Source organism: Glycomyces sp. NPDC021274 (genome assembly GCF_040641195.1).
Classification (GTDB): Bacteria; Actinomycetota; Actinomycetes; order Mycobacteriales; family Micromonosporaceae; genus Glycomyces.
The window spans coordinates 13,057-25,903 of the sequence record NZ_JBFADC010000008.1 but is presented as its reverse complement, the minus strand read 5'-3'; the positions used below and the strand labels follow the sequence as shown (position 1 = coordinate 25,903).

General features: G+C 70.3%; 11 protein-coding genes. 10 read left to right on the top strand and 1 reads right to left on the bottom strand.

Features of this window, described 5'->3' with window-relative positions; all coding sequences use genetic code 11:
* The 3 genes from AB0I03_RS17980 (at nt 1) to AB0I03_RS17970 (ending at nt 5,826) form a co-directional block, all read left to right on the top strand.
* Entirely contained in the window at nt 1–1,113 is a 1,113-nt protein-coding gene (locus tag AB0I03_RS17980) for a UDP-N-acetylglucosamine--N-acetylmuramyl-(pentapeptide) pyrophosphoryl-undecaprenol N-acetylglucosamine transferase (protein ID WP_360414474.1), read from the top strand.
* Nucleotides 1,110–2,522, top strand: a complete 1,413-nt coding sequence (murC, locus tag AB0I03_RS17975; protein WP_360413972.1) for a UDP-N-acetylmuramate--L-alanine ligase — start codon at nt 1,110–1,112, stop codon at nt 2,520–2,522. The genes AB0I03_RS17980 and murC overlap by 4 nt, the downstream gene beginning before the upstream one ends.
* Nucleotides 2,523–2,670: 148 nt before the next feature.
* Entirely contained in the window at nt 2,671–5,826 is a 3,156-nt protein-coding gene (locus AB0I03_RS17970) for a COR domain-containing protein (RefSeq protein WP_360413969.1), read from the top strand.
* Between the two features lie 51 nt (nt 5,827–5,877).
* On the opposite strand, the gene AB0I03_RS17965 is transcribed toward AB0I03_RS17970, so the two are convergent.
* Complete coding sequence (locus AB0I03_RS17965; RefSeq protein ID WP_360414471.1) at nt 5,878–6,729, bottom strand: siderophore-interacting protein; 852 nt, start codon at nt 6,727–6,729, stop codon at nt 5,878–5,880.
* Nucleotides 6,730–6,910: 181 nt separating this feature from the next.
* Between AB0I03_RS17965 and AB0I03_RS17960 the strand changes: the two genes are divergently transcribed.
* The 7 genes from AB0I03_RS17960 to AB0I03_RS17930 all read left to right on the top strand — a co-directional run bounded on the left by AB0I03_RS17960 (nt 6,911) and on the right by AB0I03_RS17930 (nt 12,776).
* Entirely contained in the window at nt 6,911–7,645 is a 735-nt protein-coding gene (locus AB0I03_RS17960) for an FtsQ-type POTRA domain-containing protein (protein WP_360413966.1), read from the top strand.
* Between the two features lie 76 nt (nt 7,646–7,721).
* The gene (gene ftsZ / locus AB0I03_RS17955) at nt 7,722–8,834 is read left to right on the top strand and encodes a cell division protein FtsZ (protein ID WP_360413963.1); all 1,113 of its coding nucleotides are present in this window, start codon (nt 7,722–7,724) and stop codon (nt 8,832–8,834) included.
* A gap of 173 nt (nt 8,835–9,007) precedes the next feature.
* Nucleotides 9,008–9,715, top strand: coding sequence for a YggS family pyridoxal phosphate-dependent enzyme (locus tag AB0I03_RS17950; RefSeq protein WP_360413960.1), 708 nt, complete (start codon nt 9,008–9,010; stop codon nt 9,713–9,715).
* 140 nt (nt 9,716–9,855) lie between these two features.
* Entirely contained in the window at nt 9,856–10,476 is a 621-nt protein-coding gene (sepF, locus tag AB0I03_RS17945; RefSeq protein ID WP_360413957.1) for a cell division protein SepF, read from the top strand.
* A 22-nt stretch (nt 10,477–10,498) separates the two neighbouring features.
* Complete coding sequence (locus tag AB0I03_RS17940) at nt 10,499–10,792, top strand: YggT family protein (RefSeq protein ID WP_360413954.1); 294 nt, start codon at nt 10,499–10,501, stop codon at nt 10,790–10,792.
* Between the two features lie 82 nt (nt 10,793–10,874).
* Nucleotides 10,875–11,858: a DivIVA domain-containing protein gene (locus tag AB0I03_RS17935; RefSeq protein ID WP_360413951.1), complete on the top strand. Its 984-nt coding sequence runs from the start codon at nt 10,875–10,877 to the stop codon at nt 11,856–11,858.
* A 255-nt stretch (nt 11,859–12,113) separates the two neighbouring features.
* The gene (locus tag AB0I03_RS17930; RefSeq protein ID WP_360413948.1) at nt 12,114–12,776 is read left to right on the top strand and encodes a hypothetical protein; all 663 of its coding nucleotides are present in this window, start codon (nt 12,114–12,116) and stop codon (nt 12,774–12,776) included.
* The last annotated feature ends 71 nt before the right edge of the window (nt 12,777–12,847 follow it).

Genomic DNA, 12,847 nt, shown 5'->3' with positions numbered 1-12,847 from the left:
TTGCCTCAGCTTCGATCGGTCGTCCTCGCCGGCGGCGGCACCGGCGGCCACATCTACCCGCTCCTGGCCTACGCCGACTGCCTGCGCCGGCACGACCCGCACGTCCGCGTCACATGCCTCGGCACCGAGAAGGGCCTGGAGAACGACCTCATCCCGAAGGCCGGCTACGACCTGCGCAACGTCCCGGCCCACCAGCTGCCGCGGAAGATCAACCTCGACCTGCTGCTCACCGCGCCGCGGATGCTCAAGGCCATGAAGGCCACCCGCGACGTCATGGACGAGGTCCAGGCCGACGTCGTGGTCGGCTTCGGCGGCTACGTGGCCGTGCCCGCCTACCTGGCCGCGTGGCGGCGCAAGACCCCCATGGTCATCTTCGAGTTCAACGACCCGCCCGGGGTCGCCAACAAGATGGCGCTCAAGTTCAGCGACAACCTCGCGCTCGGCTTCCCGCACCTGCCGCAGGCCTCGCCGATCCTCGCCGAAGGCACTGTCACGGGCGTGCCGCTGCGGCCGGCGATCGCGCACCTCGACCGGCACGCGATGCGCGCCCAGGCCTGCCAGTACTTCGGCCTCGACCCGCGGCGCCCCGTCCTGTTCGTGTACGGCGGCTCGCAGGGCGCGGCCTCGATCAACAACGCGGTCTCCGGTGCGGCCCAGGCGCTCACGCACCGCGGCGTCCAGGTCCTGCACATCACCGGCGCGCGCCGGGACGAGCCGATCCACATCCCCGAGGGCCTGCCCGTCCCGTACCGGACGCTCCCGTACCTCGACCGCATGGACCTCGGCTACGCCGCCGCCGACATGGTGCTCGCCCGCGGCGGCTCCATGACCGTCGCGGAAGTGTCCGCGCTCGGCGTGCCCACCGTCTTCGTCCCGATGCCCTGGGGCAACAAGGAGCAGTACCGCAACGCGGGTCCCGTCGTGGACGCCGGCGGCGCGATGTTCTGCGACGACGAAGCGCTCAACCCCGCATGGATCGAGGCCAACCTCATCCCGGTCATCACCGACCCGCACCGGGTCGCGGCGATGTCCCGGGCCTCGGCCGCGTTCGGCAGCCGCACCGGCGACGAGGCGCTGCGCAACTACACACTGAAAGTGCTGGAGCAGGCATGAGCGACGACCCCAACGACCTGACGAGCCCCATCGACGAGGGCGTCACCGCGGAAGACCTGGGCCGCACGCTGTTCATCGGCGTCGGCGGTGTGGGCATGAACGGCCTCACCCGGCTGTACGCGACCCGCGGCCTCCCGGTGTCCGGCTCCGAGCTGAAGGACTGGCCGAGCCTGCCCGAGCTCGAGCGCCTCGGCGTCACGCTCCACCGCGAGCACGTGCCCTCCAACCTCGACGGCATCGACACGGTGGTCCGCTCGACCGCGCACAACGACGAGCACCTCGAAGTGGCCGAGGCCCGCAAGCGGGGCATCCGCGTCTACCACCGCTCCGAGGCCCTTGCCGCGGCGATGACCGGGCGCCGCTCGATCGTCGTCACCGGCACGCACGGCAAGACCACGACGACGGCGATCATCTCGCAGATGCTGGCGCACGCCGGCCTCGATCCGTCCTATGTGAACGGCGGCGAGAACATCGGCGCCCACACGGGCGCGCACGGGAACGGCGAGTACTTCGTGGCCGAGGCCGACGAGTCGGACCGCTCGTTCCTGCGGTTCCGCCCCGAGATCGGCATCATCACCAACATCGACGTGGACCACCTGAACACCTACGGCGACATGGACTCCCTCACGGAGGCCTTCGAGCGCTTCGGCCGCAACACTGACAAGGACGGCCTGCTCGTCCTGTGCGCCGACAGCCCGGGCACCGCCGCGCTCGCCAGGAAGTTCCGCGCCGAGGGCCGCACTGTCGCCACGTACGGCTTCTCGGACGGCGCCGACATCCAGCTCGGCGAGGTCGAATCGGGCAAGGACGGCGTCGACTACACCGTCCTCGCCCACAACCAGCTGCTCGGCCGCTTCCACCTGCCGATGCCCGGCAAGCACATCGCGCTCAACTCCGCCGCCGCGATCGCCGTGGGCCTGTACATCGGGCTCGAGCCCGAAACGGTCGCTGAGGGCATCGCCGCGTTCGGCGGCGTCAAGCGCCGGTTCGAGAAGCGCGGCGAGATCGGCGGCTACGCGGTCTTCGACGAGTACGCCTACCACCCGACCGCGATGACCGAGGCCATCAAGACCCTCAAAGAGGTCGCCGCCCCCGGCAAGCTCGTCGTGGTCTTCATGCCCTACCGCGTGTACCGCACCGTCGAGATGCGCGCCGACATCGCCGAAGCGCTCTCCTTGGCGGACAAGGTCGTGGTGATGGAGATCTTCGGCCCCGGCGAATCCATCCCCGAAGGCGAAGGCGGCCAGGCGCTCCTGGACGCCGTGGACCTGCCCGACGCGGACAAGGTCTTCGTCGCCGAATGGGACGACGTGCCCGCCGCCGTGAAGGCCCTCGCGGGCGAAGGCGACGTCGTGGTCACCATGGGCGCCCCGCCCGTGCAGCTCATGCCGGACGACCTCCTGCGCTGATCCCGGAGCCGGCCCGCGACCGCGGGCCGGCCCGGCACCGCTTGGAACGCAACGCGATCGAGCGGTACCGGAGTGTCGCAACCGGTCGGTAGGATGGCGGGGAGAACGCCATCCCCCACCCACGCACTCCGGCAGGTGAACCCCCGCGATGAGCGTCAGAAAGCGGATCGCCGACGCGAAACGCTCCGGCCAGACCAACCTCGACCTCTCCCGGCAGGGCCTCGGCACCGTCCCCGCAGCCGTGGAGGGCCTCACGCAGCTGCGGTCCCTCGACCTCTCCGTCAACGGACTCACCCGCCTGCCCGAATGGATCGGCGAGCTCACCGGCCTCCGGCGGCTCAACCTCTACGGGAACCGCCTCACCACCCTGCCCGACTCGATCGGGAACCTCACCGAGCTCACCGAACTGAACCTCGGCGAGAACCAGCTCACCGCGCTCCCCGCGTCGATCGGGAACCTCACCCCCCTGACCCGGCTCGACCTCGACATGAACCGGATCACCGCGCTCCCGGGCTCCATCGGGCGCCTCACCCGCCTCGCCAGGCTCGACCTCTTCCGCAACCAGCTCACCGACCTGCCCGCGTCGATCGCCCGCCTGCGCGCCCTCACCCGCCTCGACATCGGCGACAACCGCCTCGGCACCCTCCCCGAACCGGTCACCGAGCTCACCGAGCTCACCCGGCTCGACTTGTCCCGCAACGGCTTCACGGCCCTGCCCGACACCGTCGGGCGCCTCACCGGCCTCGTCCACCTCGGACTCGAACGCAACCGGCTCACCACCCTGCCCGACTCGATCGGGAAGCTCACCCGCCTGAACCGGCTCGACCTCACCCGCAACCGGTTCCAGGCCCTGCCCGAGGCCATCGGCGACCTCACCGAACTCGTCCGCCTCGACCTCGAAGGCAACCGCCTCACCGCCCTGCCCCGGTCCATCACCAAGCTGGAGAACCTCGCCGGCCTCTACATGGAGGGCAACCTCCTGCCGCCCGAACTGCGGGCCGCCGCCGCGGCCGGGCCCCGCGCGCTCGCCGAGTTCATGGAGGGCGTCGACACGGCCGGCGCCGACTTCCGCGAGGCCAAGCTCGTCCTCGTCGGGGAAGGCGAGGTCGGCAAGAGCTCGCTCCTGGCGGCGATGCGCGGCGAACCGTTCGACCCCGCCCGCGGCTCCACGCACGGCATCGCGGTCAAGACGCTCGCGGTCGCCGGTCCCGGCGGCGACCCGGACGAGGCGATCTCCTTGAACGCCTGGGACTTCGGCGGGCAGAAAGTCTACCGCCCCACGCATCAGCTGTTCTTCACGGCCCCGGCCGTGTACGTCGTGGTCTGGAAGGCCCGCCAGGGCCCCATGCAGGGCTTCGTCGACTACTGGATCGACTTGATCCGCCGCCGCGCGGGCGACGAGAACGTGAAGATCCACGTCGTCGCCACCCATGTCGACCTCGACGGCCAGCATCCCCGGATCGACCAGGGCTCCCTCCTGGAGCAGCACGGCGCCCTCATCGGCGGGTTCCACTTCGTCGACAGCGCCACCGGCACCGGCATCGAAGTGCTCAAGGCCGCCCTGTGGCGCTCGGCCGCCGCGATGCCCCAGATCAACCGCGAGGTGCCCGAGGGCTGGCGGGACCTGCACCGCTCCCTCACCGAGAGCGGCGAGTCCTATCTGGAGTACGACGACTACCTTTCCCGCGCAGCGGGGTTCGGCCTCGACGCCGAGGCGGCCGACGCGCTCGCGCGGATCGCCACCGAACTGGGCTACTGGATCCACTACCCGGAGATCAGCGGCCTCGACGCGATCGTGGTCCTCAAGGGCGACTGGCTCAGCACCGCCGTCAGCCTCGTCCTCGACGACGCCGAGACCGCCGCGCGGCACGGCCTCGTGGAGCACTGGCGGCTGCGCGAGCTGTGGGACGACCCCGAGCAGCCGCCGGCGCTGCGCTACGACCCCAAGTTCCACGCCGCGCTCCTGCGGCTCATGGAGAAGTACGACATCTCCTACCGCATCGCCGCACCCGAGGGCCGCCCGCAGAGCAGCCTCATCGCGCAGCTCGTCGACGAGGCGCCGCCGCCCCTGGGCGAGGTCTGGGACGCCTTCGGCGCGGGCCTCAGCGAAGGCGCCGAACTGTGCGAGTTCCTGGACGCCAAGGGCGCCAAGGGCATCCCAGAGGGCCTGCTGCACCAGCTCATCGTCCGCTGGCACCGCCGCTCCCTCGGACGCGAGCGCTTCGAGGACAGCGTCCACTGGCACAACGGCCTCGTCATCCAGCCCGACCCCTACTCGCGCGCGCTCATCCGCATCGAGGGCCAGCGGCTCCGCGTCGCGGTCAAGGCCCTCTACCCCGACCAGTTCCTCCACGAGTTCATCCGCGACCTCGAGGAGTACGTCGGCGAGCTGTGGCCGGGCTTCCGCCTCAAGCGGCTCGTGCCCTGCGCCGAGCAGTGCCTCGACCCTGACGGCTCGAAGCTCGGCCTGTTCGGCCTGGAGCGGCTGCTCACTCGCCGCCGCGGCGGCAAGCGGTACGCGGAGTGCCGCCGCTGCTGGGCCGACGTCCCGATCGACGCGCTCGTCCACCGCGGCCCCGGCGACGGGCCCGCCGAGGAGGAGCCGAAGCCCGCCAGGCTCCCCGCACCCCGCGTCGATTTCGCGGACCTGGTGCGGCGCACCGGGGAAGCCGAGGCGAACGAGATCGAGCGGTGGACCAAGACCCACCGCGAGATCCAGAAGCTCATCCAGCTCGTCTCGGACGAGGCGAGCCGCGGGCCGCGCTTCTACACGGTCGAACTGCGCGACCGGCAGGCCTGGCACCAGCGCCTCACTCACGTGGGCGTCCGCGTGGTGCTCTGGTGCGAGCACTCCCGGATGCCGCTGTACGCCCTCGACGGCGACCCCGCGAGCGGCGTCTACGACATCGACATGCCCCGCGACTGGCTGATCCGCTCGGCCCCCTGGATCAAGCGCACCCTCAAGGTCCTGTGGTCCACGGTCCTGCCCGGCGGCGCGGCGGCCCTCGACCTGTTCGTACCGGCCTTCGACCAGGAGGCGATCGAAGGCCACCTCGAGCTCGCCGAGGAGTCCTTCAAGACGATCGCCGAGTTCGGGGAGCAGTCGCTCAAGACCGCCGAGGAGAAGGCCTGGATGGCCTCGGACGGGCGCTCGGGTGCGGAACTGCGCCGCCTGCACGCCTTCCTGGAGAAGGTCGACCCCGGCTTCGGCGGGCTCGAGCGGGTCCAGGACCTCGACAAGTTCCTGTGGGTCCACCGCCGGTTCGTCGGCGAGTACGAGCCCGGGACGCCCACCTTCGAATAGCGCGAGGGGCGGCCGCCGGATCCCCGGCGACCGCCCCTCGAACGCATTCGGCTAATCCCAGGCGGCGCCGTTGCGCCAGTAGCCCATGAACGCCCCGCACTCCTTGGGCAGGCCCAGCTCCTTGCGGACGGTGAACCGGAGGGTCTTGACGACGCCCGTCTCGGCGGCGATCCACACGTAGGCGTCGCTCTGCGCGACCTCCTGCGGCGCCTCCCAGATCATCTCGTCCTCGTTCTCGTCGAACTGCTCGGTCCGGGCGAAGTCCATGCCGCGCGCCGCCTCGGTCACGGCCGGGATCAGCTTGTCGCCCCACACCGCGCCGTCGCGGGGGAGCCACACGACCTCGACGTCCTCGGGGGAGTCGATGACGAGGACGTCGGCCGCCTCGGGGACTTCGATGAACGCCTTGCCGCGCGCGGTGATCGGCAGGTCCTCCAGGATCGCCGCGATCGCCGGGGCCGCCGTCTCGTCGCCGGCGATGAGGAGCTCCGCGCCGTCGGGGGCGTGGAAGTCGAGGCCGCCGTGCGGGCCCTCCCAGCGCGCGTCAGGGCCCAGCAGCAGGATCTCGTCGCCCACCCCAGCATTGCGGAGCCAGCGCAGCGCAGGGCCGCACTCGTCCTCGCTGTGCGCCTCGTGCACCACCATGTCCACGTCGACCTCGCCGGCGGCGCGGCGCACCGCGCGCACCGTGTAGGTGCGCACGCCGCACTGCTCCTCCTCGGGGAGGGCGCGCAGCTCGGAGTACCACCGCTCGCTCGTGGGCATCTTGTCGAAGCCGCAGGCCGGGGCCGGGAAGATGAGCTTGAAGCGCTGGTCGTAGCCGTTGTCGGCGAAGTGCGCGAGCGCCGGACCCGCGAAGGTCACCCGGGTGAAGGCGGGGCTCAAGCGCTGCAGCGCCTGCACTCTCACGGGGAACACCTCCCACGACCGGACCGCCCTGCTCTCAACGGCCTCGGACCCGGTCTGCTCCTCAGTCTGCGTCGCCACGCGGCACTCCCCTTCTTAGCTAAGGTTTGCCTTACCTTATCCGAGGGGCCGGGCGAGCCGCCACCGCCGAGGGGCCGGGACGTGGAATCATCGACCCATGCGCGGCCCAGAGAACACGCCCGAACCCGGGCCCTGGCGGCTCGTCCACGTAGTGCGCCGCAAGCTGCCCAATCGGCGGCTGCGGTGGATCGCGACCGGCATGCTCGCCGTGCTGGCGCTGGCCTTCGTGATCGTCTGGACCACACCGCTGTTCGAGGTCGAGCGGATCGAGGTCACCGGCACTTCGGTGCTCACCCCTGAAGAGGTCGCCGTGCTCGGCCAAGATGCGGTGGGCCGCTCCGTGCTCGGTGCCGACCTCGACGCGATCGCGAACGCCGTCGCCGGGCTCGCCCCCGTCAAATCCGTGGAGGTCACCCGGGCGTGGCCGGACGCGGTGAGCGTCGCCGTCACCGAACGCGAGCCTTATATGGCCGTTCCGGTGGGCGAAGAGACTTTTCTCATGGTCGATGTCGAAGGTGTGGTATTCGACGAGACCGACGCCGCTCCCGGATCTATTTGGAGGGTCGAGCTCGCCGACCCCGGACCGGGCGACCTGGCCACGATCGAGACCCTCATAGTGCTGCAGGCACTCCCGCAAGCCCTCGCCGACGAGGTGGAACACGTGGCCTCGCCGTCCCCGGCGAGCGTCACCCTGTATCTCGAAGATGGACGGACGCTCCGGTGGGGCGACGGTTCCGAAAGCGAGCAGAAAGCCGAGGTCGCCGATCGATTGTTGGCGGGCGGGTACGAACATGTCGATGTCAGCGCACCAGATGCCCCCACTGTGAGTTAGCGTTAAGGGGGGAGCGGGTGTGCGCGCACATCCCGTTTGCCGTACCCAGGGCCGAAGGGGAAGGAAGGCAGCAGCGATGACACCACCGCACAACTACCTCGCCGTGATCAAAGTCGTTGGAGTCGGAGGCGGCGGCGTCAATGCTGTCAACCGGATGATCGAGGCGGGCCTCAAAGGCGTCGAGTTCATCGCCATCAACACCGATGCGCAGGCGCTCTTGATGAGTGACGCCGACGTCAAGCTCGACGTGGGCCGCGAACTGACCCGCGGTCTCGGCGCGGGCGCCAACCCCGAAGTGGGGGCCAAGGCCTGCGAGGACCACCGCGACGAGATCGAGGAAGTCCTCAAGGGAGCGGACATGGTGTTCGTGACCTGCGGCGAAGGCGGCGGCACCGGCACCGGTGGCGCGCCCGTCATCGCCAACATCGCCCGCAAGCTCGGCGCGCTCACGATCGGCGTGGTCACCCGGCCGTTCGCCTTCGAGGGCAAGCGCCGCCAGACCCAGGCGGTCTCGGGAATAGACGATCTGCGCAACGAGTGCGACACGCTCATCGTGATCCCGAACGACCGGCTGCTGCACCTCGGCGACCGCTCGATCTCCATGATGGACGCGTTCCGCCTCGCCGACCAGGTGCTGCTCTCCGGTGTCCAGGGCATAACCGACCTCATCACCACGCCCGGCCTCATCAACCTCGACTTCGCGGACGTCAAGAGCGTCATGAGCGGAGCGGGGTCGGCGCTCATGGGCATAGGTTCGGCCCGCGGTGAGAACCGCGCCGTCGAAGCGGCCCGCGCCGCGATCGAGTCGCCGCTGCTGGAGCAGAGCATGGAAGGCGCCCGCGGCGTCCTCCTCTCGATCGCCGGCGGCTCCGACCTCGGCCTGTTCGAGATCAACGACGCGGCCGAGCTCGTCTCCGACTGCGCCCACACCGACGCGAACATCATCTTCGGCGCGGTCATCGACGACGCCCTCGGCGAAGAGGCCCGCGTGACCGTGATCGCCGCCGGCTTCGACGTCGAGGACGAGGCCGAATTCGAACTGGCCCAGCCGAGCCGCATCACCGCACTGCCTGAGCAGAAGCCCGAGCCGGTGCGCGAGACCAAGCCCGAGCCGGAGCGCGAGTCGAGCAACGGCAAAGTGCTGTTCGACGACGTCGACGTCCCGGCCTTCCTGAAAGACGGCTTCTAGCGGCGGCGGACCGTCGGGACCCGACAGTCTCGGCGGCCCGTCGGCGCCGGTGCGAAGCGCCGACGCAGCACGCAGCACGCAGTGCGGACGCGCCGACAACGCGCAATGCGACGGCACCGACGAAGCCCGCGAACCACCCGCTCACCGCAGCCGACCCGCTAGGACCTCCACCCTTGACCACCCGATCGCGCCGAATCCAGTTGCAGGACAACCTCGACCGGACGCGCGAGGCCATCGCGGCCGCATGCTCCGACGCCGGCCGCCCCGCCGACTCGGTCCGCCTCATCGCCGTCACCAAGACCTTCCCCGCCGCCGACGCCGCCGCCCTCGTCGAACTCGGCCAGGCCGACCTCGGCGAGAACCGCGACCAAGAGGCCGCCCCGAAGGCCGCCGCACTCGCCGCCGCCGGCCTCGAACCCGTGTGGCACTTCGTGGGACAGCTCCAGCGCAACAAGGCCCGCTCCGTCGCCGCGTACGCCGATTGGGTGCATTCCGTCGACCGCGCCCCCCTCGCGAACGCCCTCGGCAACGCCGCCACCGCCCACGGCCGCAACCTGAACGCGCTCATCCAGGTGAGCCTCGACGGCGACACCGCCCGCGGCGGGGTGCCCGTCACAGGCCTCGAAGCGCTCGCCGAAGCGATCGCCGCCGCCCCCGCACTCACCCTCAAAGGCGTCATGGCCGTCGCCCCCCTCGGCTGGGACCCCGCCAAAGCCTTTGCGCTGCTTGCCGAATGCTCCGCGACCGTGCAGCGCGTCGACCCCGGCGCGACCGAGGTCTCCGCCGGCATGAGCGGCGACTACCGGGCCGCGGTCCTCGCGGGGGCCACAATGGTCAGACTGGGCAGAAACGTGCTCGGCGAACGTGAACCGATGGCGTAAGGTGTGGGGCAGCAGTGGACAAATAGCCGCACGAGGACAGTTGACTAGTCGGGCAAAATCACCTCCGTGTAAGGAGTCGGCGCTAGGATGAGACCGCGTACCTGACTCAACAGGGGCGGCCCGAGGAGGGAGCACGATCGATGGGCGCGATGCGGAAGGCAGGCATCTGGCTCGGCCTCATCGAGGACGAGGACGATCGCGGCTACGGCAACGGCTACGAGGACAACGACGAGTTCGCCGAGGAGCAGCAGCAGGCGGCGGCACCCCAGCGGGTGCGGGGCGCGCAGCGCACCACCGGCCGGGTCGGCCGGACCGCGTCCGACGACCGCAGCCCCGTCCGCCAGCTCAACCGCGGCTCCGGTTCGGTGACACCGCTCTCCTCCCGTGAGCCCGGTGTCCGGGAGACCCTGACGCGCGACAACCTCGCGCTGGCCGAGCCCGCGACGGTGCGGCCGGTCCCGGCCGAGGAGGAGTCGCACGCGAACTACCGGATCACGACGCTGCACCCGACGACGTACAACGAGGCGCGGACGATCGGCGAGCGCTACCGCGACGGCACCCCGGTGATCATGAACCTGTCGGAGATGGAGGAGGCCGATGCGAAGCGCTTGGTCGACTTCGCGGCGGGCCTCATCTTCGGGACCCGCGGCTCGTTCGAGCGGGTGACCAACCGCGTGTTCTTGCTCTCGCCGCCGCATGTTCAGGTGACGGCGGAGGACAAGGCCAAGATCGCCGAGGGCGGCTTCTTCAACCAGCCCTGATCCGAGGGATACACTGCGAACCGTGAACCTGGCACTGCAGCTGATCTATCTGGCGCTCTTCGCGTTCTACCTCTTCCTCCTGGCCCGTCTGGTGTGCAGCGTGGTGGTGCAGTTCGCCCGCCGCTGGGAGCCCGGACCGAAGTCCGCGGCGGTCCTGGAGACGGTCTACAGCGTGACCGACCCTCCCCTGAAGGGGTTGAGGAAGGTGATTCCGCCTCTCAGGCTTGGTAGTGTATCGATTGATCTGGCGTTCCTGGCGCTGCTCTTGGGCGTGTGGATCCTGATGGACGTAGTCATCAGGAACCTCATCGTCTAGCGGCGCCGGGCGGGGGTGCGAGGCACGGTTATCGTGTTGAGTGGCCTTGTGCGCCAGGCGAACAGCTGAGAAGGAGTTTCGAATGCCGCTGACCCCAGCCGACGTTCACAACGTCACGTTCAAGAAACCCATGCTCGGGAAGCGCGGATACGACGAGGACGAGGTCGACGGTTTCCTCGATGAGGTGGAGCGAGAGCTCGCACGCCTCAGCGATGAGAACGGCGAACTTCGCGCACAGCTCGAGAGTCTCCGCGCCGGCGCTCCCCCCGGGGCAGCCGACCACGCCGAGATGGCCGCCGCACTCGACCGAGTGCAGCGGGAGAAGCACGCCATGGAGCAGCAGCTCCAGGAGCTCGACGGCGAGTTGCACGAGATGCACCAGCAGATGGTGGCCGCTCAGCAGCAGGCGCAGCAGCTCCAGCAGGAACTCGCGCAGCGCGGTCCGGAGCAGCAGGCCTCCGCCCCCTCCGGCGGCGGCGAGCAGGAGGCCCTGCGCCTCCTCATGGTCGCCCAGCGCACCGCCGACGAGCACCTGGAGGACTCCCGCCGGGAGGCCGACACCGTGCTCGGTGAGGCGCAGCGCGAGGCCCAGTCGATGGTCACCGAGGCCCAGCGCGAGGCGCAGACGATGGTCTCGCAGGCGCAGCGCGAGTCGAAGACCATGATGGCCGAGGCTCAGCGCGAGTCCAAGGCCCTCCTCCACGACGCCCAGCGCGAGTCCGAGTCCCTGGTCACCGAGTCGCGTGCCGCGGCCGAGGACCTGGTGGGCCAGGCCCGCGACAAGGCCGAGCGCATGGAGATGGAAGCCGAGCAGGAGCGCCAGAAGGTCATCGGCCAGCTGGAGGACTCCCGTTCGTCGCTGCTGAAGAACATCGAGGAGCTGAAGACCTTCGAGCGCGAGTACCGCACTCGTCTGAAGCTCTACCTCGAGAGCCAGCTGCGCGACCTCAACGGCCAGCAGGGCCGCACCGAGGACGAGGGCTTCGAAGAGGCCCCGCAGCAGACGGCCCCGAACGAGCGCACCGGCGCCAGATCCGCGTTCGTCATGCAGGGCGGGCGCGGGTAGCCCCTCCCGCTCCTTCCCCGGGACATCCTCCTCCGGCAGGGCTCGCGAGCGCCGCAGAATGGCCTCGCCAGGCCATAACCTGAACGGGGATCGCCTCGTTAATCATGGTTGAGCGGGTGAGGGCGCGGCTAGCGCCGCCGCCCTCACCGCCGCACCACGCTTCACCACCATGCTTCAACGATGCCGCGGTCCCTGTTCGGGGACCGCGAAGGACCGCGCGAGGGCCCCGCTACCTTGCGCAGGGGAGGAATCGACGTGATCGTCAGCAGCCTGCTGATCCTCGTCACCGCGGCGGTCTTGCTGGTCACAGGCATGATCACCGGGAACAACCAGTTGCTGGTCTCGTCCATCGCGGCGAGTCTGGCCACCGGCGTGGCCCTGTACGCCGGGATTCGCGGCCGGGGCGCCAAGCGCCCCCGCGTGGCCCAGCACGGAGCCGGCTCGACGCGCGGCCCGCAGCGGTCGCCGCGCCGACCTGACGACGACGACACCCAGCAGTTCCGCCGGATAGGCCTGGACGACACCCCGACCACGGAGATGCCGCTCCTCGAGGGCAAGGTCTTCGAGCCCACGGACTACGCGGTGGACCGCGATCCGGAGATCCGGTTCGAGGACGTCCCGCCGCGGCAGAGCCGCGGCGACGCCCTCAACCGCCATCGCGCCCCCGAGTCCACGGTCGGCGAGCCGACCGAGCAGCGCATGACGAGCGTCGAGTCGGCGGCCCTCATGCGGCTCGACACCGAGGTCGCCGTCGTCGACGGCCGCCCCCGCTTCCACCACTCGGCGTGCGCGCACCTCACGGGGCGCGACCACGAGCCGCTGGCGGTCTCGGAGGCGCTCGAGCTCGGCTTCACCCCGTGCGCGATGTGCGAGCCGGTCTCGCGGCTGCTCCTCGTGCCCACCGCAGGGAGCCGCTGACGGCGGCTCGTCCGGCAAAGGATTGCCTCAACGCCGCTGCTCGCGATCACGCTCCCGGTGACGCGCAGTCC

Coding starts and splice junctions, on each gene's coding strand:
- ftsZ (WP_360413963.1), top strand. CDS start 7,722: ATGACACCACCGCACAACTACCTCGCCGTGATCAAAGTCGTTGGAGTC.
- murC (WP_360413972.1), top strand. CDS start 1,110: ATGAGCGACGACCCCAACGACCTGACGAGCCCCATCGACGAGGGCGTC.
- AB0I03_RS17960 (WP_360413966.1), top strand. CDS start 6,911: ATGCGCGGCCCAGAGAACACGCCCGAACCCGGGCCCTGGCGGCTCGTC.
- AB0I03_RS17970 (WP_360413969.1), top strand. CDS start 2,671: ATGAGCGTCAGAAAGCGGATCGCCGACGCGAAACGCTCCGGCCAGACC.
- sepF (WP_360413957.1), top strand. CDS start 9,856: ATGGGCGCGATGCGGAAGGCAGGCATCTGGCTCGGCCTCATCGAGGAC.
- AB0I03_RS17935 (WP_360413951.1), top strand. CDS start 10,875: ATGCCGCTGACCCCAGCCGACGTTCACAACGTCACGTTCAAGAAACCC.